This is a genomic window from Pseudomonas sp. Pseu.R1, assembly GCF_045764065.1.
GTDB lineage: Bacteria > Pseudomonadota > Gammaproteobacteria > Pseudomonadales > Pseudomonadaceae > Aquipseudomonas.
Genome location: NZ_JBJGEE020000001.1, coordinates 6,382,339 through 6,403,149, shown reverse-complemented (window position 1 = coordinate 6,403,149; position 20,811 = coordinate 6,382,339). Strand labels below are relative to the sequence as shown.

Below are 20,811 nucleotides of genomic sequence, written 5' to 3'. Positions count from 1 at the left end.
CCCAGTGCTAATGTATTTTGCATTCAAAACACAAAGAACAAAAAGGAGTCATCGAATGCTGAAGCTCGATTACCACCCGGCCGGTCGTCACTTCCTGCAAATCCCTGGGCCAAGCCCGGTTCCGGACCGCATCCTGCGCGCCATGAGCTACCCCACCATCGACCACCGCGGACCGGAATTCGGTGAGCTGGGGTTGAAAGTGCTGTCGGGCATCAAGCAGATCTTCAAGACTCAACACCCGGTGATCATCTACCCCGCCTCAGGAACCGGCGCCTGGGAAGCCGCGCTGTGCAATACCTTGAGCGCTGGCGATGAAGTGCTGATGTTCGAAACCGGCCATTTCGCCACCCTGTGGCAGAAAATGGCCCTGAGCCTGGGCCTCAAGCCACAGTTCATCGGCAAGCTCGGAATCGAGGGCTGGCGCGGCGGCGTTGACGCACAGATGATCGAATCCCACTTGCGTGCCGACAGCGCCCATCGCATCAAAGCCGTGTGCGTGGTGCACAACGAAACCAGCACCGGCGTGACGTCCGACATCGCTTCGGTGCGCAAGGCCATCGACGCCGCAGGCCACCCGGCGCTGCTGCTGGTGGACACCATTTCCGGTCTGGCTTCGGCTGATTACCGCCATGACGAATGGGGTGTTGACGTTACGGTCTCCGGCTCGCAGAAAGGCCTGATGTTGCCGCCGGGCATCAGTTTCAACGCCTTGTCGCCCAAGGCCATCGACGCCAGCAAAAGCGCGAAACTGCCGCGCAGCTTCTGGGGCTGGGACGAAATCATCGAGATGAACAAGACCGGCTACTGGCCGTACACGCCGAACACCAATCTGCTCTATGGATTGTCCGAAGCGCTGGACATGATCCTCGGCGAAGGCCTGGACAACGTGTTCGCTCGCCACAAACGCCTGGCGCAAGCCTGCCGCACCGCTGTCAACGCCTGGGGTCTGCCGATCCAGTGCGCGGACCCCACCGTCTATAGCCCGGTGCTGACCGGCGTCATGACCCCGGAAGGTGTCGATGCCGACCAAGTGCGCAAGCTCATTTACGAGCGCTTCGACATGTCGCTGGGCACAGGCCTTGGCAAAGTCAAAGGTCGCATGTTCCGCATCGGCCACCTGGGCGACTGCAACGACCTGACCCTGATGGCGACCCTGACTGGCTGCGAGATGGGCCTACAACTGGCGGGCGTGAAGCTACAGTCCAGTGGCGTGCTGGCAGCGATGGATTATCTGGGAGGGCAATCGGTCCCGCTGCGACGCGAATGACATGATCCGCGCTGCGGCACTCTTCGCAGCGCCTGTGCAAAACTGACTTACCTATCCCGAATCAACGCGCTGGCCCCAGCGCGAACAACAAGAAAATGGAGATAGAACATGAAGTTTTTACGCCTGCGCCCCACTACGGTGGTGCTCATCATGCTGTGCGCCATGTATTTCATCACCTACCTAGACCGGGTCAACGTCAGCACGGCAGCGGTGGGTTTTGGCAAGGAATTCAACCTCACGAAAACTGAAATCGGGCTGGTGTTTTCTGCCTTCGCTTACCCGTATCTGGTGTTTCAAATCATTGGTGGCTGGGTCAGTGACCGCTTCGGCGCCAAGCGCACGCTGGTGGTGTGCGGTCTGATCTGGGCCGGTGCGACGGTGCTGACCGGGCTGGCCGGTGGCTTCGTCTCGCTGATCATCGCTCGCGTCCTGCTGGGCCTGGGTGAAGGCGCCACCTTTCCCGCCGCAACGGCAGCAATGTCGCGCTGGGTGGCCAAGGATCAACGCGGCTTCGCTCAAGGCATCACCCACGCCTTCGCGCGCCTGGGTAACGCATTGGCACCGGCGGCGATGATTGCAGTGATGGCCGCCTATGGCTGGCGGGAATCGTTCTACGCCTGCGCTGCGATCAGTTTCGTCTGGGTCATGCTATGGATGCTGGTGTTCACCGAGCCCCCCAAAGACCATCCGCGTATCAGCAAATCAGAACTGGACGTACTGCCGCCGCCCAAACCCAAGAGCAAGATCCCGCTGCCGTGGGGCCGCCTGTTCAAGCGCATGGCGCCGGTCACCATTGTCTACTTCTGCTACGGCTGGACGCTCTGGCTACTGCTCAGTTGGGTGCCGATGTACTTCATGAACATGGGGCTGGACCTGAAGAACACGGCGATCTTCTCTTCTACTGTGTTCTTCGGCGGCGTGGTCGGTGACACCCTGGGCGGCATCGTCAGCGACCGCATCTACAAACGCACGGGTGACCTGAACAAAGCCCGCAGCCGGATGGTCGCGATCTGCCTGACCTGCACGCTGTTGGCGCTGGTGCCGTTGATGTTCACCCACAACATGTACGTGTCGCTGGCGTGCCTGGCGGTGGGGTTCTTCTTTTCGGAAATGACCATCGGCCCAATGTGGGCGATTCCCATGGACATCGCGCCCGATCATTGCGGCACCGCCAGCGGCATGATGAACACCGGCTCGGCCATGGCAGCGATTGTCAGCCCGGTCGTCGCAGGCCTGTTGATCGATCAGTTCGGTAACTGGCAGTTGCCGTTTCTGGTCAGCGTCGTGCTGCTGGCGATTGGCGTGTTGTTGTCATTCCGTATGCGCCCACAGAGCAAATTCGATTACGGCAACACTGCTCAGGCAGCGCCCTCGAAAACCCCGGAGGCTCCAGCCGCCGTCGTCACCAGCAAATAACCCCGAACGGCTCGCCTGCGGGCGGGCCATTTTTGATAAGGATGCTTATACACCTCGACATCTTCCCCGGCACGACTCGCGCAACTGCTCGTTCAGGCGCAAACAGACCGCCAACCGCCGGGCAATCTGCCCCCCCTCGTAACGGGTAGATGACGCGTTTCAAGGAGCCTCCAGACGGCGCGATAAGCCCTGATCCCGCTGCCGCATCAGACCTTCCAGCGTAAAGCGGGCCTGGGTCAGCACTACCTCCCTCACCTGCTCCATTTCCTTCTGGTTGATCTGCGTCCACTTAAGCGCTTCGAGCAGCTTCGGTTTCTGCACCCTGAACGCCAGGCCCTGAGTGAACAGCGCCATGGAATGAATCACTGTACGGTCATCCTCGACGGCAAAGCCGGACAGGCGCGCGATCAACTGACGAATGACCACACCAACGCGCTTTTTGAAGCGGTCTTCGAAGGCCATGGTCGCGCTCTCCGGGCACAACCCGGCCTGATGGCGGTCGAGAAAAGCCCGCCACGCAGTGGTCTGCGGGCTGTCCTGAATGGTCGACACCACCGCGCCGAGAATCCCCAATGACGCTTCGATCAACGCCTGATCATCAGCATCGGCGGCGGCCAGCGCGCTTTCGGCGATGTCCACCGTTGGCCCCATCTTGCGCCATAACAGGCCAATCAAATGTTCGACACAGGCCAGGTACACCCCTTCCTTGCCATCGAAGTAGTACTGCAAGGCCGGTGAATTGACCCCGGCGGCGGTGGCGATGTCACGCGTCGATGCGCCGTCGTAGCCGCGTTCACCGAACACCGAAACGGCGGCCTCGATGATCCGTGCGCGAGTCTCTTCGCCGCGTTGATAGCCACCCTCGGCGGCGGGTTTGTGTCGTGCCATGTGCAGCTCCCGTTCGGTACCGGGCCAAAATATACCAGTTGACAAAAATTCGCGAAAAAACGAATTTATTCCACCTGATATAAATTCTGGAGTGACCTGATGTCCGCCGCACAACCCACGCCTCAGGTCGCCCCTGAAGACGCCGCCGACACCACCAACGGTCAACGGGGCAAGGCCCGGCGAATTTTGTTGAGCCTGGTCGGCGTCGCCTTGTTGATCGCGCTGTTCTGGGGCGCCTGGTGGTGGATCACCGGACGCTTCATCGAATCCACCGACGATGCCTATCTGCAAGCCGACAGCATCAGCGTGGCACCGAAAATCAGCGGCTACGTTGGCGAGGTGCTGGTGGTCGACAACCAAACCGTCAAGCGCGGAGATGTGCTGGTGCGGCTGGACGCGCGCAAGTATCAGGCCGTCAGTGATGAAGCATCAGCCACGATTGCGGCTCGCAGCGCTGATCTGGCCAAGGCTCAGGCCGACCTCGTACAGCAGGACTCGACCATCGCCGAAGCCCGCGCGCAATTGCAAGGCGCCGAAGCCGATGCTCGCCACGCCCAGACCGAAGTCGCTCGTTATGCTCCGCTGGCCCGTTCTGGCGCCGAACCCGAGGAGCGTCTGGCGCAGCTCAATAATCAATTGGCTCAGGCCCGCAGTACCGTCGCGGCCAAACAGGCAGCGCTGCGTTCCAGCGAAACCCGTTACGGCACGCTGCAAGCCCAACTCAAACAGGCACAGGCGCAACTCGGCGTGGCCAAGGCCAGCGAGGCGCAGAGCCAACTGGACGTCGACGACGCGGTGATCCGCAGCCCCATCGACGGGCGCATCGCTGACCGTGGCGTGCGTCTGGGCCAATACGTTCAGCCCGGCACACGCCTGCTGACGGTGGTGCCGGTCGATGCGATCTACCTGACCGCCAACTACAAGGAAACGCAGATCGGCGACATGCGGCCCGCCCAAACCGTGAGCGTTCACATTGATGCCCTGCCAGGGCGCACGCTGCAAGGTCATATCGACAGCCTGGCCCCCGGCACTGGCGCGCAGTTCGCCTTGCTGCCGCCGTCCAATGCCACGGGCAACTTCACCAAGATCGTGCAACGGGTTCCAGTGCGCATCGCGCTGGACATTCCCGACGACGTGCGCCCGGCGCTGGTCCCCGGCCTGTCGGCCACCGTGGAAGTCGACACCCGCACCGGCAACGCGGACGCTCACCATGGCTGAAGCCACTGCAACCGTGGCGTACGCCGAGACGCCACGCAACGCTTCGCTGACCGACTGGATCGCCGTCGCTGCGGGTTCGCTAGGTGCGTTGCTGGCAACACTGGATATCTCGATCACCAACTCGGCGTTACCGCAGATTCAGGGACAGATCGGCGCGACCGGCACTGAAGGCACCTGGATCGCCACCGGCTACCTGATGTCGGAGATCGTCATGATCCCCCTCGCTGCGTGGCTGACCCAGGTGTTCGGCCTGCGCCGCTTTCTGATCGGCACCACGCTGATGTTCACCTTCTTCTCGATGTTCTGCGGCCTCTCCTCCAGCCTCGGCGCGATGATCGCCGGGCGTATTGGTCAAGGGTTTGCGGGAGGCGCGATGATTCCCACCGCACAAACCATCGTGCGCACGCGGCTGCCTGCCCATCAACTGCCCATCGGCACCACCATGTTCGGCATGACGGTGATCCTCGGCCCCTTGCTGGGGCCGGTCATCGGAGGCTGGCTCACGGAAAACATCGACTGGCGCTGGTGCTTCTTCCTCAACCTGCCCATCACCATTGCCCTGATCACCCTGCTGTTGACCGGTTTGCCGTCCGAACGCATGAACCTTGAGCGCTTCATCAAGGCCGACTGGGCGGGGATCCTCGGCTTGGCGATGGGCTTGAGTTCGCTGACCGTGGTGCTGGAAGAAGGCCAGCGCGAACACTGGTTCGACTCATCGCTGATTGTCTGGCTGAGCATTGCGACCGTGGTCGGTTTCTTCCTGATCGCCGTCGGCCAGTTGCGTTCACGTACGCCAATCCTGCGCCTGCAATTGATGCTCAACGGCAGCTTCGGCAGCGTCTTGTTGATCGCCACGGCAGTGGGTGCCGGTCTGTACGGAACGGCCTATCTGGTGCCGCAGTTCCTCGGCATCGTGTCGGGCTACAACGCCGAACAGTCCGGTTCGATCATGCTGTTGTCGGGCATTCCGGCATTTCTACTGATGCCGATCCTGCCGCGAATGCTCGGCCGTTATGATTTGCGAATCATGGTCGGGCTGGGGTTGCTGCTGTACTGGGCCAGCTGTTTTCTCGACACCGAACTCACGGCGCAAAGCGTCGGCCATGATTTCGTCTGGTCGCAATTGCTGCGCGGGTTCGGGCAGATTCTGGTGATGATGCCGCTGAGTCAATTGTCGATGCGCTCGGTGGAGGCCAAAGACGCAGGCGACGCCGCCGGGCTCTACAACATGTCGCGCAACCTGGGTGGCACCATCGGCCTGGCGCTGCTCGGCGTGCTGATGGACCGTCGCAGCCACTTTCACGACGACGCCCTGCGCGAAGGCATTCTGGCCAACAGCCAATTGGCCCAGGACCAGATGGCCAGCAGCACGGCCAGCCATCTCGCACAGACCGGCGATGCCTCGACCGCACAACTGCGAGCGTTTGCCCAACTGGCCAACGACATCGCGCAGCAGGCCTCGGTCATGGCCTACAACGACGCGTTTTACGTGCTCGGTCTGGCCATGCTGGCGTGCCTTCCCTTGATCTTCATTCTGAAAAAGCGCGCGGCGCTGGCAGGCACACGAAAATGATTGCTCGCACGATTCCCCTCTTCCTGACCCTCGGCCTGTTTTCCGCCTGCACCGTGGGGCCAGACTACAAAGGTGCACCGGACATAGCCCCCAAAACCCTCGCCGCCGGGCAACTGCCCCATGCCGACAGCACGGCGAGGAAAGCCCCCGCCGTTGCCCAGTGGTGGCAGACCCTGGGCGATCCGCAGCTCAACGGCTTGATCGAGCACGCCATGAACAACAGCCCCGATATCGCCACTGCGCAAGCACGTCTGCGCCAATCCAGGGCCAGCCTGAAAGGTAACCAGGCCAACCAGATGCCCAAGATCAGCAGCAACGCGGCGATGTTGAAACTGCGTTCCCCCGACACCTCGGCCTTCGGCGGTGAAAGCGGCGGCGGTCGAGGCCCGTTGACCTTGTATCTGGCGGATTTCGACGCCAGTTGGGAAGCTGACCTGTTCGGCGGCACCCGGCGCGCCATCGAGGCCGCACAGGCTGAAGCCGAATCGTCTCAGGCCCGGCTGGCCGATGCACAAGTGCAACTCGCCGCTGAGGTGGTGCAGACCTACGCGGATTTGCGTGATCAACAGACCCGACTGGCACTGGTGGACGCCAGCGTCGAGATCGAAGAACAGGCCGTAGACCTGACGCAACAGCGTCGTACCCAAGGCGTCGCCTCGCAGTTACAACTGGAACAAGTGCTGACCCAGGCCGAGAACACCCGCGCACAACGCCTGCCTTTGCAAGCGTCGATCATCGAGTCGATGGATCAACTGGGCCTGCTGTGCGGGCTGGAGCCGGGTGAATTGGACACGCAGTTGAATACCGCGCGCCCATTGCCAAACATTCCGAGCCAGGTGCCCTTCGCTGACCCGGCGGCGATTCTCAAGGCCCGGCCTGACATTCGCGTGGCCGAACGCGCGCTGGCGTCCAGCAACGCGCAGATCGGCGAGAAGAAAGCCGACTGGTTCCCAAAACTGAGCCTGATGGGCGACTTGTCGTTCTCGGCTGCCGATCCCGCCCATCTCGCACGCAAGGACAACGGCACCTGGTTACTGCTGCCACGGCTGAGCTGGAACATTCTGGATTTCGGTCGCGTGGCCGCCAGCGTCGAAGGCGCAGAAGCCGGACACGACGAAGCCCTCGCCCAGTACAAAAGCGTGGTCTTGAGTGCTCTGCGAGACGCCGACGTCGCCCTCGCCCGTTATGGCCATCAGCGGGAAAATGTGGTGCTGTTGAGAAGTGTCGAAGCCTCCGCTGTGCGCGCCGCCGACCTGACGCGCCAACGCTATCGCGCGGGCACCGCGAGCACCCTCGACTGGCTAGACGCCGAGCGCACGCGCTATCAGGCGCAGGAAAGCCGCATCTCTGGCGACGCGGCACTGCTCAAGGATTTTGCCTCGCTGCACAAAGCCCTGGGGCTGGGCTGGACGCTGTAATCATCCGCGATCACACGCAGTCTTTGGCGGCCTGACCGAAACCGGTGGTCAGCAGGCTGCGTTCATAAATGAACACCTTGCCCCCGGCAGGCGCCTTGTACGCTTCGATCACGTTGTCAGCGGCCACCGAACTCGACACGACGATTCGGTAATGGCGTTGGGCCTGAGACAAGATCGGACTCATCGAATGGCCCTGTAACTTGGGCACCACACAGGCGGCGAATTGTTCGGGCGACTTTTTGGTTTCCAGCGTGAGGGTCGGCTCATTGGGTGCCGAGGCGCAGCCGGTCAACAGTGCGAGAGCGGTCAGGGTGGCGGAGATCATCAGAGTGCGCATGGTCAGGTCCTGTCAAAAATGCTGCTCATCAGGCAGTTCTTCTATGCAGGCCATTGTCCGGATTGATCGCCAGAACTGAACTTGAAAGGGCTGATGCTCACTATCACTGCAAGCGATAGTTGAAAACCTATGACGCAAACTCAAAAAAAAACGCTGCATCTTCATGCAGCGTTTTTTATTCATCCATTTCAATCATACCGATAGCGCCAATCCATTAACCGTTTTGACGGCCATAACCTTGAGTGGTGTATTCCAGATTGTGCGAGGCGCCATTGCTGTCGACATAAGTCATTTGAGTTTTGACCAGACCGTCGACTTTCTCAGGGTCTTGAGCGGTTTTGACGCTGACGACCTTGGCAACGTCCAGGCCTTTGTGACGGTTGTACTGCTCGACCTGAGTCAGTGGCTGGGCGCTGGCGGCGCTGGTGGCAAGCTCATTAGCCGAAGCGAAGACACTAAAAAACGAGAGAGCGGCGAAGGCAACGTATTTCATTTTGATTCTCCAGAAGTCGGTTTAAAACGTGAGTGAGCAAAGCGCGGTTTCGTTTGCTTCTGGAATTCATTCTTATGGATTTTTTATCGAAGGATAAATACTTGCTGTCGATAGGAAACATTAGCGGCATCAATACCCGCGATTGTACTATTTGCTGCAACAGTGTTTATTCATATTAAACAACAATAACACCTCAACTAAGTTACACCGCGCAGGGTGGCGCAACCCTGCGCGACCCTTGAGTCTTAACGCAAACCGAAGCCCAGGCGTTTCAGCTCTTCAACCAGATGCTCCCGGCCATGCAGGTTGGCCACGCTGCCCAGGCGAGCGACCACCTGCTCGGACCACCCTGCCGCCTTCAGGCCTTCCTGCCTATAGAACGCACCCAGCCGCGCATCGTACTGTTCAATGGCGGACTGCTCGGGCGCCACCGAGTAAGTCTCACGGTGCAGCACGGCCGACTGAGGCAAACGTGGCTTGACCTGCGCTGGACGCTCAGGCGCCGGATAGCCAATGCACAGGCCAAACACTGGATAGACCTGAGGAGGCAGTTCCAGTTCTTTCGCCACGCCCTCGATGTCATTGCGGATCGCGCCAATGTAAACGCTGCCCAACCCCAACGACTCCAGCGCCACGACGGCGTTCTGCGCGGCCAGTGCCGCATCGATGGTGCCCAGCAGCAGGCTTTCCAGATAAGGCACGGCTTCGAGTTCAACCTGCTGGCGCTCCCCCAGACGCGAGACGCGAGACAAATCGGCGAGCCACACCAGAAACAGCGGGGCCTGATGAATATGCGTCTGATTCCCTGCAAAGCTCGCTAACCGAGCCTTACGCGCGCTGTCTTCAACCGCCACCACGCTCCAGACCTGCAAGTTTGACGAACTGGCCGCCGACTGGGCAGCCGCGATCAAGGCTTCCAGCGTGCCATCAGGCAAGGGCCGATCGGTGAAAGAACGGACGCTGCGATGATTGAGCAGCTCATCGAGCATTGGACTCCAGCTCCCTGGGACCTGAATGTCGGGCTGACCATAGCGAGTGGCGAGGCGTTGTTGAGCGGTGTCTGTCATGGGGAAGTTCCGGAACCGATGAATAAATCGTCTGAGACCGGCATTTCAGGACAGAACGCCCGCAAAAGGCAAGTTTTCGGGCAAACAAAAAAGCCAGCTACATGAGCTGGCCTTTTTGGTGTTTCGTCTGGCTCCACGACCTGGACTCGAACCAGGGACCCAGTGATTAACAGTCACTTGCTCTACCAACTGAGCTATCGCGGAATGAGCGCTATCTTACTGATTGAAAAAGAGAAGTCAAGCAATCGAGTGAAAAAAATTCGCCGGGTAAGTCGACTCCACGTGCGAACCCGCCCGACGCACTTTTCGCCCTCAACGCTTAACGACGGTCCAGCCACACCGTTTGCGCGTTGCAGAATTCGCGGATGCCGAAGTGCGACAGTTCGCGACCGAAACCGCTCTTCTTCACGCCACCAATCGGGACGCGGGCGTCGGATGCAGTGTAGCCGTTGATGAACACGCCACCGGTTTCCAGACGCGCCGCAATATCGCGCGCCTTCTCGACGTCGGCAGTCCAGACGCTCCCGGCCAGGCCGAATTCGCTGTCATTGGCCAGTTCGACCGCATGCTCGGCGTCGCGAGCGACGATCAGCGACGCGACAGGACCGAACAGCTCTTCCTTGAACGAAGTCATGCCAGGGCGTACGTTCGACAGAATGGTCGGCGCGTAGTAGTTGCCCTCGCCTTCGATCTTCTCGCCACCGAACAGCAAGGTCGCGCCTTCGCTGACGGTCTTGAGCACTTGCTCGTGCAGCTCGTCACGCAGATCGTAACGGGCCATCGGGCCGATGTAGTTTTCTTCGTTCAGCGGGTCGCCGATTTTCAGGGCTTTGACCGCCGCCACGAACTTCTCGGTGAACGTAGGCAGCACGCTCTCTTCAACGATGATGCGTTTGGCCGCCACGCAGATCTGGCCACTGTTCTGATAACGGCCGATGGTCGCGGCTTTGACGGCCTCGTCCAGATCGGCGTCGGCCAGTACGATGAACGGATCGGAACCGCCCAGTTCCAGCACGCACTTCTTCAACGCAGCGCCCGCTTGGGCTGCAATCGCAGAACCGGCGCGCACACTGCCCGTCACGGCGACAGCAGCAATGCGTGGATCAGCGATGGCCTTGGACACGCCTTCGTTGCCCACGTTGATGACTTCGAATACACCTTGCGGCAGACCGGCTTCAGCCAGCGTGTCACGCAGCGAGTAAGCGCTGCCCATGACGTTTGGCGCATGCTTGAGCACGTAAGTGTTGCCCGAGAGAATCATCGGAATCGCGCCGCGCATGACTTGCCAGATCGGGAAGTTCCACGGCATGACCGCAAGGATCGGCCCCAGCGGCAGGTAATCGATGTAAGCCTTGTCGTTTTCCACCGGAGTCGTTTCAGGGGCCAGCATGGCCGGACCGTTTTCGGCGTACCACTCGCAGGTCACGGCGGTTTTTTCCACTTCGCCACGGGCCTGAGCGATGGGCTTGCCCATTTCAGCGGTCATCATCTGCGCGAGGGCTTCGGCGTTCTTGCGCAATGCCTTGGCGATACTGCGCAGTTGATCGGCACGGGCGCTGACGGGCTGCTTGCGCCAGGCCTTGAAGCCGGCAGCAGCGCGGGTCAGGGATTGTTCGAGATCAGCGGCGGTTTCGAACGGGTATTGTGCAAACACCTTGCCGGTAGCGGGGTTCAGCGAGACAGCGTGGGTCGACGATACGTGTTGCGACATGACAGATAGTCTCCTGTAAGGGTTGATCTTCACCACTGGGCTGACACCCGTTGCTGAAGTCTTGGCGCCACGATAGGCTCTCTGAAAAATTTCCGATAATGAATAATTATCAAAAATACATTCTCAAAACGAGAAAGATGAGAATTCGCCATGGACCTGACCCAACTCGAACTGTTCAAGGCCATCGCCGAGGAAGGCAGCATCACCGCTGCCGCCCAGCGCCTGCACCGCGTGCCGTCCAACCTGACCACCCGCATCAAGCAACTGGAGCAGGAATTGGGGGTGGACCTGTTCATCCGAGAGAAACTGCGCTTGCGCCTGTCCGCCACCGGCCACACGTTTCTGGACTACACCCGGCGCATTCTGGAACTGGTTGAAGAGGCAAAACAGGCAACCTCGGGGTCTGAGCCGCAGGGCGTGTTTTCCCTCGGTTCGATGGAAAGTACGGCAGCGGTACGCATCCCTTCCCTGCTCGCCGAGTTTCATCAGCGTTATCCAAAGGTTGAGCTGGATCTGTCCACCGGCCCCTCCGGTGACATGATCGATGGCGTGTTGTCGGGACGACTCAGTGCAGCCTTCGTTGACGGGCCGTTGCGCCATCCGGATCTGGACGGCATTGAATTGTTCGAAGAGGAAATGCTGTTGATCACCGCCGCCAGCCACGACCCCGTGACACGGGCACAGGACGTCAGCAGTAAAACGGTCTATGCGTTTCGCCAGAACTGCTCCTATCGCCGCCACTTCGAAGCCTGGTTCAAGGCTGATATGGCGACACCGGGGAAGATTTTTGAGATGGAGTCCTACCACGGCATGCTGGCGTGCGTGACGGCGGGTGCGGGGGTCGCCATGGTGCCGCGCAGCATGCTCGAAAGCATGCCCGGCAGCCGCAACGTCAACGCCTACCCGCTGAGCGAGGAGTTTCGCTACCTGAACATCTGGCTGACCTGGCGCCGTGGCGTGCGCTCACCGGCGTTGAATGCGTTCATCGACCTGGTGCAGAGCGCTGTAACAGCCACCGCCCCTGTCGAAGAATTGGCGGGAGAACCGAGCCCCACCATAACCCCTGTAGGGCATACCTCCTTGTTCAGCACGCAGCCCCTGTGAGCGAGTTTATCTGCGAAAGCGAGGTGTCAGGCGCCATCGATGTAAAGGCTGCCGACGTCTTCGCGAATAAATTCGCACACAAGGGTTAGCGACGCCCATTGCTCACGCTCAGGCGGACGACCTCTACGCCAACATCATGGAGCGCGGTAAAGTGCGGATCGGCGTCAACCTCAGTGGCCTGTCGTTTGGCACCTACAAGCCCGGCACGCAGACGCCGGTGGGGTTTGCCGTCGATCTGGCGCAGGACATCGGCCACAAACCGGGGGTCGAGACGGAAGTGGTCCCGGTCGTCGCCGCCAACCGCGCAGTGTTTCTGCAACAGGGCAAGGTCGATCTGCTGATCGCCAACATGACGGTCACGCCTGAGCGAGCAGAACAACTGGATTATGTCCCCACGCCCTACGAGCAACTGGGCGGCGCATTGGTTGCCCCGCGCCATTCCGGCATCACCCGCTGGGAGGACTTGAAGGATAAAACGGTGTGCATTTCTCAAGGCGCGAGTTTCCAGCAACCGCTGACCCGGGATTATCACGTCAGGCTCAAGGCGTTTCGCGGTCAGTCCGAGGTTCTGTTGGCCTTGCGTGGCAACGGCTGTGACGCGATTGTCCTCAACAGTCCAATCATGCATGAACTGTTGAGGCAGCCTGAGTGGGCGGGTTTCGAGATTCCGATTGCCGAGGATCTGGTGCCTGCAGATTCGGTGATCTGGCTGCGCAAGCGACAGCCCGAACTAAAGAGCGTGCTGGACCGTATCGTGCAGGACTGGCACGGCAGTGGCTGGCTGCTGGCCCTCGGCAAGCAGTACCAGATGCAACCGTCGCCCTTGATTGCTCAACTGCACGAGCAGTACGCATCAAAACCCGCGCTTGCGGTGCCGGTGACGCCCTGAACGGCGCCCACAAAAAAGCCACCCTGAACCGAATCGGGGTGGCTGGTTCGGCCTGACACTATTTGGTGAGTCGGTCGTAATCCATCTCACCGGCCACTTCGCGGAAGTTCATGTGGTCCAGTTTCTGGCCCTGTTCAGCCAGACGACCTGCGCCCACCTTGTCCGAACCGTCAGAGGCCAGGCCACGCTCTGGTTGGCCATTGGCAGCGACGGCGTTAGCGCCGACATGGTCTGCGCCATCCGAAGCTACGCGGTTGGCGCCGACTTTGTCTGCACCATCCGAAGCAACGCGATTGGCGCCCACTTTGTCTGCACCGTCCGAGGCAACGCGATTAGCACCGACTTTGTCTGCGCCATCGGAAGCTACGCGATTAGCGCCGACTTTATCCGCACCGTCCGACGCAACGCGGTTGGCACCGACTTTATCCGCACCATCAGAAGCCACGCGATTAGCACCGACTTTGTCTGCGCCATCCGAAGCCACGCGATTAGCGCCGACTTTATCCGCACCATCAGAAGCCACGCGATTAGCACCGACTTTGTCGGCGCCATCTGAAGCCACGCGATTAGCGCCGACTTTATCCGCACCATCAGAAGCAACGCGATTAGCGCCGACTTTATCCGCACCATCAGAAGCAACGCGATTAGCACCGACTTTATCCGCACCATCAGAAGCAACACGATTAGTGCCCACTTTATCGGCACCGTCCGAAGCTACGCGGTTAGCACCGACTTTATCCGCACCATCCGACGCCGTCGCATTGGCACCGACATGATCTGCACCGTCGGACGCCGTCTTGTTCGGACCTACCTTCTCGGATCCGTACTCGGCGACGGTTTTGCCGTCATTCACGTCGGACGCCGCATACGCAACAGACACACCCATGGCCAGCACGGAAACCGCGAGGCCCATCATCAATTGTCTTTTCATAACCGATTGCTCCACGTGTCATGTCGGTCGGTGCGAGCAAGATGCCCGGCAAGTTGCCTTCCTCGACAATAAAACATCGCACGTCCAATTCAATATGCGCGTACGTTCCTGATAACTAACGCCAGAACAGCCAGCAGGCAGTGATGAACCGGGCCGGTGTCTGGAAGACGACGGCCCACGTTCGCTCAGGATAGACCGCTTTGCGGGCTTGCGCCCGGCCACGCTGGACCGTCCGCCCAATGGCCAAGTCATACGCTACCGAAAGTTTCGAGCGATTACGCGTCCATTAGTTCGTCGCGGCGAAATAAAAGCACAATTGTGCAAGTGCGCGCTGCTACAACTTCGCAAAAGATTAATCGTGTAGCGGTAATAATAGAGGCGTTAACAGTGCCTCAAATAAGTGCACTCTGTGATCCATAAAGTAAGTCGGAGGCGACGCATGACTTAACCGATTGATTTCTCGGTACTCCCATGACGCAACGTTCATCGAGGCATTGCGAACAGACGTCCGCAATACCCCCATTGAAGCGAAATCTCGCAACAGAGCGTCACGTCATCTCGATGAAGTCTTCATCGGGATCACGATCACGACGCCTGACGTGGTTGTCGTATTGTGCACGCAAGGCGGCGCCGGTCGTCACCGCCGCGTTGATTCCGGTGTTCGTGGCGCGGACTGCGGCATTGGCTGTCGCACGGGCTGCCTCGGCGGTGCGGGTTCCGACGAACGAAGCGCTGGTTGACGCGGCATTCTTCACGGTGTTTTGCAACAGATCCTCCGCCGCACGGGTGGCGGGATCGGTCACGACGCCCGCCGTGGTCCATCCTGCGAATACCGCCGATGAAGCCGCCGCGTTGGTGAGTTGGCTGACGGCGGTTTTCGCGTAAGGATTGCTGATGTTTTTCGTCGCCAGTTCCTGCAACTTGCCGACACCTGCAAAGCCGCCCGCCAGCGCCAGGCCATTCTGGGTCAGGCTGCTGGCCGTCACCAGACCGCGCACGGCCTTGCCGCCATCGGTGAGGATGTCGATGGGCATGCCCGCCACCCGCTTTGCGGCGTTCAACGCAGCGCCGGTGTAGCTCGCGTTCTTCATGCCGCGCCAGGCGTCCAGCCATTCGGTTTCCTCATCCAGCGGCTTGGTTTCAGTGTCCTTGCGCCCGAAGACGTAGGCCCCGCCGCGCTGATGATCGCGGTTTTCGGTGGTCTGCATCCGACTGGCAAAGGCTGCGTTGGCCGCCAACCCGCCCACCGCCGCGATACCGGTGTCCATGCCTGCCTGAAGGCCAGGATGACCCGCCAGCGCCGTGGCCACTATCGTTCGCCCCAGGTTGCGTGCGGTGTAGCTCTGGATCGCGCCGCCCATGTCGACGCTTTGCTGAAGCAATCCCGGGGCCTGACGCTTCAGCGAGTCGGCCATGGCGCCATGCAGCTTTTCAGGCGCTGCCTTGAGGTATTGGGTGTCGCCGGTCACGCGATTCATCACCCCTGTGCCGACCTGATCCATGACCCCGGACAACGCGCCGGAAATCAGCGGCGTCAACGGTTTCAGCGGCGTGGGCAGCCAGTCACCCTTGTTGATCTCTGGACGTGCGTATTGCAACACCGTGGCGGCGGCGAACGGAATGGCACGAAAGGCGCTGGAACTGCGCGCCGCCAGGCGATCGAGCTTCTCGGCCTTGGCCAGCGTGTCAGCGATGTCACCCAGGGTTTCACCTTCGCGTTGCAGGACGCGCGCACGACTTTCGGCGATCAGGTCAAGCTGACGATTGTTTTGCGTGGCACGTTCGTTGTACAGGCCGACCTCATCCAGTTCCGCCTGGCTGGCGTCGCGGGGGATATCCTTGAGGGCTTGCCGGTGGGCGGCGAAGACATGGGTTTTCAGGTAATCGGCGATCACCCTGACTTCATGGGCCACCATCGCCGGGGTCATGGCATTGACCGGCCCGGTGCCGTGCTCTCCTTCGGTTTCGTGAATCGAGCTGGCGGCCGAAGTATCGACCGGCGCGACGCCTGGTGACAGCGTTCTTTGAATTCCATTCATGGTTGAACTCTCTGAAACGGGGGCCGCAGCGTTTCAGCGATGCGGCCAATGGCCGACGAGCAGGCACAGCCCGTCGGTGTTGGAAGGGACTGACCAGCGTCAGGCAGGCAGTTGACCCTGACCGCTTTCGATGATTTTGGCGAAGTTCATCACGTTGTTGACGTAGTTCGGATCGCCCACGCCGCCTGCGTTGGACAAATCGCCTTTGCTCACTTTGTCAGGGCCGGAGTTGTATGCCCGCAGCGCTGAACCCCAGTCGCCGAATGCCTGATGCTGGTCACGCATGTACAGCGCGCCCGCCATGATGTTGTCGTGGGCGTTGTTCACGTCGGCGTTGCCCAGCAGGTCGGGGTTTTCTTTCTTCAGACCGGCGAACGTATCGGCGTTGACCTGCATCAGACCGGCATCCGTCTTGCCGTTGACGTTGGTGGTGTCCTGCCCCAACTGGCCACGGGATTCGGCCCAGATTTGCCCGGCCAGAATGTTGGCCGGGACGCCGGTCGCTTGCGAGGCGTCCATGATGTCGTTGCGGTACGGTTCCAGTTGCTTGGGCAGGTGCAGATCGCCAGAGCCGCTGAGGGACGTGTCGTCGGTCACGCCGCTGGCAGCATTGCGGGTGGGAGCGCCCACACCCGAGCCGCCGTCCACGGAGCCACTTCCTCCGCCACCACCGCCGCCATTGTCCACGCCGCCGCCACCGCCGTTTTGCGCAGCGAGGTTCTGTGTGTTCGGCGAGTTGTTGGGGTTGTTCTGCATGAGCATCTGCATCAGTTCCATCAGCAAAGTCATGATCTGCTGCACGATGCCGTTCTGGTTGTTATCACCGGACAGCGCATTGCTCGCATTGACTTGCGGGTCCTGGCTGTTCGGGGGCGCGAAGTTCACTTGTGACTGCTGCGCGGGGTTGGCGAACAGCAAGGTGCTCGGGTCAATGCTCTGATTGCCGCTACCACCGCCGTTCAACGGGTTGTGTTGCCCGGCTTTACCGCTCAGGGACGAGAAGTCCGTGGGCGTGCTCAAGTCCTGCAACGGACGAAGCGACGAAACACCGATACTCATGATCGTTTACCTCTTTCAGCTCAGGGGGGATGAATCAATGGGCCTTGGGAATGCCGAACTGGTCCAGGACCGGGTCGACGTTGTGATCGAAGGCCTTTTGCGCCTTGTGTTTTTTCACCGCTTCGATGATCGCGGAGATGCCAAAACCCAGGCTCATGGCCGCGTCAGCGATCCAGCCCACCACTGGAATCGATGCACCGATGGCCGCGCCTGCCGCCATACCAGCGGCCTCGCCGACGACCATGCCCGCGACGCGGCCACCGACCTTGGCCGCGACTTCGCCCAACCCGGCACGGCCTGCGGATTTGGCCACTGCGTCATAGCCGTGTTTGGCTGCCGACAGCCCGGATTTGGTGCTGTCGTAAATGGTTTTGGCCGCATCGGCCTTGTCGCCACGGGCGAGCATGTCCGAGACCGACGCAAAGCCTGCGATGGACTGAAACGCTTTAGGCCCCATCTGCGACGCCGCCTGCATGAGCATCGAAGGCGCGTGGTCCTTGTCGCCCTTGGCGTTGTCCAGCACCTTGCGCCCGGCCTTGGAGTCCTGGAGCTGATTCAACGTGGACTGCACGTAACTCGCCTGCTGCCCCTGAACGAAATCCTCGGGCAGCACGCTGTCGTAGGCGGCCTTTTGCGCGTCGGCGCTGTTCAGCGCCCGTTCGCCATCGGCCTTCTTCTGGCTGAGCAATTGCTGAACCGCGCCGCCTTCGCTGAAGTTGCGCACGTAGGAGTCTTGCACCCGGCCTTGCAGATCGGGGCGCTGGCCCAGCACCTGTTGCGCGGTCGGGACATTGGCGTCCGGCCCCAGCAGATCCTTCTGCATCTGCAACTGCGCGGACAACCCGCCCAATGCGCTGCTGTAGTCGGCGTTAGGTTTGTCCTTGGTGGTGGCCTTGTCGGCGGTGTTCAGATCGGTTTGCAGCGCCTGCCCGCTGTTGACCCGCTGCATCTGTTCGTTGACCGCCTTTTGCAGTGACGGCGTGCTGCTCACCAGCGCGCGGGACTGCTGCGGAATCTGCTGATCGAGGAACGCTTGCACGTCCGGATCGGCCTGTAACTGGGCAATCTTCTCGTTCAGGGCGTCTTCGGTCTTGCCGGTCTTGCGCAGGTCCTCCCCCGCCACCACGCTTTGCAGGGTCTGCTGGAGTTTCACCATGACCGCCGCTTTCTGTTCCCCGCTGTAGGCCGAGGGGTTCTCGAAGACGTCCTTGCCCAGTTTGCTGATGTCGGTATTGGCCACTGAATTGAGGGTCGCTGCGTCGCTGAGCACACTGGCGAACTCGCCGCCATTAGTGGGCGCCTGCTTCTTGATCCAGTCGCTGATGTTGCTGGCGCTGAACAGTTTGTCCGGGCTGTGGGCGGCCAGCGAACGGCCTTCAAGGCCACCCTGGTCGATCTGTGTCAGAAAGCCGGGCTGCGACCAGGTTTTCGCGGCCTGCCGCAACGGTCCGGCCAATCCCGGGTTGTCGTTCTGCAGGGCTTTGAGGCCATCGGCGCTGGTCAACCCGTTGACCTTGGTTTCGCCCTCGGTGCCCGCCGCGTGCTTTGGATCGGCGGCTTTGGTCAGCGGCTCATTGGCCCGCATCAAGGCGGCGCTGCGGACCAGTTCCAGGGACTGCGGGTCAGCATCTGGATGGTCTTTCTGGTAATTGGCGATGTCCTTGTCGGCGCTGTCAGCGGCCTTTTGCATGTTCTTGGCGAAGGCTTTCAAGTCACCGTCAGTGATTTTTCCGTCGGCCTTGCCGCCATGTTTTCCGGTGTCTACCGCGGTTTTCAGGGCCGGGTTGGCGTTAATGAAATCCATCGCCTTTGCCGCGTCCGGGCCTTTCTCGGCGGCCATGCGGGCCGCGGCGATCGGTCGGTTCAGTTCTTTGGCCGCTTGCTCGCGCTGGTCCGGTGGCAGGTTGGCGACCATCGGCGCCCAGCGCTCCAGCTCTTTGGGTGATGAGTATTTGGAATCGTCGAGAAAACTCGCGTCGTCGGCCTTGGGGGTATCGACCGTGGTATCGGTATCGACGGGTTTCGGGGTGCCTACGTCGCTCACCGCCTGGGTTTGGCTGGTGGTGGTCGTCGTGGGCACTCCCGTGCTGGGTGGCGTTTGTGGCGCATTCGGCGAAACCTGCGTATTGCCCTTGAGCAACTGCGTGAGTTGTGCCAGCAGGGACACCAACTGCTTCTCGGTCGCCTCGGCATTCGCCGCAGGTTGCGCCGCCATGGCACCGAACTGCACACCGTCATTGCCTTGGGACAACAGCGTTTTCGGGGCTGCGGGCAACGCAGCACTCAGTGGTGATTGCAGGTGCCCATCGCCATTGTCGGGTTGAGGTGCGATGCCGCTGTAGGGACTGTTCGAAATGCGCATGGGGTCGTCATCCGGGAATGAGGGATGGCAACTGTGTGGTTCCGACAGAGAGTCAGTTCCGGAAAATGTTTCAGGTTGTGTCGATTTTATGGACAGCACCGCAGGCAAGCCATGCGGCTAGAGGATGATGAGGTGCGTTCAAAGGCCCATTCCAGAGCCTGCAACCGTTCCTATCATTCCCGTTGATGTCCACCATGAAGGCGATTGTCTTCAGGTTTTTCGGGCGTCGCGTAACATCGCGCCCATCGCTTGACTCCCCCTTTGATTGCTCGCACAGGACTATCGACATGACCATCCATCTGATCAATGCTGTTGCCCTCACCGCTGTGACCGTTTTCCTGGTCAACCGCGCTTTCGCCCTGTACGACCTGATCAACGCTGCAACCGTTTCCGAGCACATCTGAAACGGTTCTACCGTTTCGGCTGCGCTCGGCCAACACTGAGCCGGTCTCAGGCGAACGGGTCCATCTGACGTTTCAGTTGTTCCCTGGCCCGCGACAGACGCGAACGCACCGTGCCGATGGGCACCCCCAGTGACGTTGCGGTTTCCTGATAATTGCCGTCCATTTCCAGCGACACCTCGATCACCCGTTGCATGTTCGAAGGCAGTGTTCCGATTGCCTTGACCACCCGTGCCAACTGCCGATGGCCATCCACCTCATGACCAATGTCGCCGTGGGCTTCAAGCTCGGAATGGGTGTGGTCTTCCCAGCTTTCCTGATACGGCTGACGGTACAGTTTGCGAAAGTGATTGCGGATCAGGTTCAGCGCAATGCCGCACAACCAGGTCTGTGGTTTGCTGGCGTTCTGAAACTTGTGCTCGCTGCGCAGCGCCTCCAGAAACGTGCTTTGCAGGATGTCATCGACGTCCTCCGGGTTCATCACGCGCTTCTGAATGAAGGCGCGAATCATCTTGACCTGATCGGTGGACATCTGCCGGATGCCATGGATCGATTGACGGCGATGGGTGGATTCAATGTCGAGTATCGCGAGGCTTGGAAACATCAGGGCTCTTCCTTGTTTGGAGTGTGTTAGCCCT

At 60.5% G+C, this 20,811-nt stretch carries 17 protein-coding genes and 1 tRNA gene; 7 read left to right on the top strand and 11 right to left on the bottom strand.

What is annotated here, in order from left to right; all coding sequences use genetic code 11:
- Nucleotides 1–55 precede the first annotated feature (55 nt).
- Nucleotides 56–1,267 (top strand): pyridoxal-phosphate-dependent aminotransferase family protein, encoded by a 1,212-nt coding sequence (locus ACI5GA_RS29045; protein WP_421425407.1) that lies wholly within the window; start codon nucleotides 56–58, stop codon nucleotides 1,265–1,267.
- A gap of 108 nt (nucleotides 1,268–1,375) precedes the next feature.
- Complete coding sequence (locus tag ACI5GA_RS29040) at nucleotides 1,376–2,683, top strand: MFS transporter (RefSeq protein ID WP_421425406.1); 1,308 nt, start codon at nucleotides 1,376–1,378, stop codon at nucleotides 2,681–2,683.
- Nucleotides 2,684–2,842: 159 nt separating this feature from the next.
- Here the strand turns inward: ACI5GA_RS29040 and ACI5GA_RS29035 are convergent, their stop codons facing one another.
- On the bottom strand, nucleotides 2,843–3,571 hold the full coding sequence (locus ACI5GA_RS29035; protein WP_404637679.1) for a CerR family C-terminal domain-containing protein: 729 nt from the start codon (nucleotides 3,569–3,571) through the stop codon (nucleotides 2,843–2,845).
- A gap of 99 nt (nucleotides 3,572–3,670) precedes the next feature.
- Here ACI5GA_RS29035 and ACI5GA_RS29030 point away from each other — a divergent pair, with 99 nt between their 5' ends.
- Genes ACI5GA_RS29030 through ACI5GA_RS29020 form a run of 3 tightly spaced genes read left to right on the top strand, consistent with a single transcriptional unit; the run spans nucleotide 3,671 to nucleotide 7,780 of the window.
- Nucleotides 3,671–4,789 (top strand): HlyD family secretion protein, encoded by a 1,119-nt coding sequence (locus ACI5GA_RS29030; RefSeq protein ID WP_421425405.1) that lies wholly within the window; start codon nucleotides 3,671–3,673, stop codon nucleotides 4,787–4,789.
- Complete coding sequence (locus ACI5GA_RS29025) at nucleotides 4,782–6,362, top strand: DHA2 family efflux MFS transporter permease subunit (RefSeq protein ID WP_421425404.1); 1,581 nt, start codon at nucleotides 4,782–4,784, stop codon at nucleotides 6,360–6,362. Before ACI5GA_RS29030 ends, ACI5GA_RS29025 begins: the two co-directional genes overlap by 8 nt.
- A complete protein-coding gene (locus ACI5GA_RS29020; protein WP_421425403.1) occupies nucleotides 6,359–7,780 on the top strand; it encodes an efflux transporter outer membrane subunit in 1,422 nt (473 codons plus the stop codon). The genes ACI5GA_RS29025 and ACI5GA_RS29020 overlap by 4 nt, the downstream gene beginning before the upstream one ends.
- Before the next feature lie 10 nt (nucleotides 7,781–7,790).
- Here the strand turns inward: ACI5GA_RS29020 and ACI5GA_RS29015 are convergent, their stop codons facing one another.
- From ACI5GA_RS29015 to ACI5GA_RS28995, 5 genes are all read right to left on the bottom strand, one after another.
- Entirely contained in the window at nucleotides 7,791–8,117 is a 327-nt protein-coding gene (locus tag ACI5GA_RS29015) for a hypothetical protein (RefSeq protein WP_421425402.1), read from the bottom strand.
- A 214-nt stretch (nucleotides 8,118–8,331) separates the two neighbouring features.
- Nucleotides 8,332–8,610 carry a DUF2790 domain-containing protein gene (locus ACI5GA_RS29010; RefSeq protein ID WP_404637669.1) on the bottom strand — a complete coding sequence of 93 codons (279 nt, stop codon included), beginning with the start codon at nucleotides 8,608–8,610 and terminating at the stop codon, nucleotides 8,332–8,334.
- A gap of 245 nt (nucleotides 8,611–8,855) precedes the next feature.
- Nucleotides 8,856–9,677, bottom strand: a complete 822-nt coding sequence (locus tag ACI5GA_RS29005; protein WP_421425401.1) for an NADPH-dependent oxidoreductase — start codon at nucleotides 9,675–9,677, stop codon at nucleotides 8,856–8,858.
- Nucleotides 9,678–9,805: 128 nt separating this feature from the next.
- Nucleotides 9,806–9,881: transfer RNA gene (locus ACI5GA_RS29000), tRNA-Asn, on the bottom strand.
- A gap of 115 nt (nucleotides 9,882–9,996) precedes the next feature.
- The gene (locus tag ACI5GA_RS28995; RefSeq protein WP_421425400.1) at nucleotides 9,997–11,388 is read right to left on the bottom strand and encodes an aldehyde dehydrogenase family protein; all 1,392 of its coding nucleotides are present in this window, start codon (nucleotides 11,386–11,388) and stop codon (nucleotides 9,997–9,999) included.
- A gap of 150 nt (nucleotides 11,389–11,538) precedes the next feature.
- Between ACI5GA_RS28995 and ptrR the strand changes: the two genes are divergently transcribed.
- Both ptrR and ACI5GA_RS28985 read left to right on the top strand, forming a co-directional pair.
- The gene (gene ptrR, locus ACI5GA_RS28990) at nucleotides 11,539–12,492 is read left to right on the top strand and encodes a putrescine utilization regulator PtrR (RefSeq protein ID WP_404637663.1); all 954 of its coding nucleotides are present in this window, start codon (nucleotides 11,539–11,541) and stop codon (nucleotides 12,490–12,492) included.
- A 136-nt stretch (nucleotides 12,493–12,628) separates the two neighbouring features.
- Nucleotides 12,629–13,381: a transporter substrate-binding domain-containing protein gene (locus tag ACI5GA_RS28985; protein ID WP_421425399.1), complete on the top strand. Its 753-nt coding sequence runs from the start codon at nucleotides 12,629–12,631 to the stop codon at nucleotides 13,379–13,381.
- Nucleotides 13,382–13,439: 58 nt separating this feature from the next.
- Here the strand turns inward: ACI5GA_RS28985 and ACI5GA_RS29145 are convergent, their stop codons facing one another.
- The 5 genes from ACI5GA_RS29145 to ACI5GA_RS28960 form a co-directional block, all read right to left on the bottom strand.
- On the bottom strand, nucleotides 13,440–14,312 hold the full coding sequence (locus tag ACI5GA_RS29145; RefSeq protein WP_423246545.1) for a hypothetical protein: 873 nt from the start codon (nucleotides 14,310–14,312) through the stop codon (nucleotides 13,440–13,442).
- 548 nt (nucleotides 14,313–14,860) lie between these two features.
- Nucleotides 14,861–16,351 carry a type III effector gene (locus ACI5GA_RS28975; RefSeq protein ID WP_421425398.1) on the bottom strand — a complete coding sequence of 497 codons (1,491 nt, stop codon included), beginning with the start codon at nucleotides 16,349–16,351 and terminating at the stop codon, nucleotides 14,861–14,863.
- Nucleotides 16,352–16,450: 99 nt separating this feature from the next.
- Nucleotides 16,451–17,269 (bottom strand): transglycosylase SLT domain-containing protein, encoded by an 819-nt coding sequence (locus ACI5GA_RS28970; protein ID WP_421425561.1) that lies wholly within the window; start codon nucleotides 17,267–17,269, stop codon nucleotides 16,451–16,453.
- Nucleotides 17,270–17,444: 175 nt separating this feature from the next.
- The gene (locus ACI5GA_RS28965) at nucleotides 17,445–19,772 is read right to left on the bottom strand and encodes a type III effector HrpK domain-containing protein (RefSeq protein ID WP_421425397.1); all 2,328 of its coding nucleotides are present in this window, start codon (nucleotides 19,770–19,772) and stop codon (nucleotides 17,445–17,447) included.
- A gap of 450 nt (nucleotides 19,773–20,222) precedes the next feature.
- Nucleotides 20,223–20,777 (bottom strand): RNA polymerase sigma factor, encoded by a 555-nt coding sequence (locus ACI5GA_RS28960; protein WP_421425396.1) that lies wholly within the window; start codon nucleotides 20,775–20,777, stop codon nucleotides 20,223–20,225.
- Nucleotides 20,778–20,811: the final 34 nt, after the last annotated feature.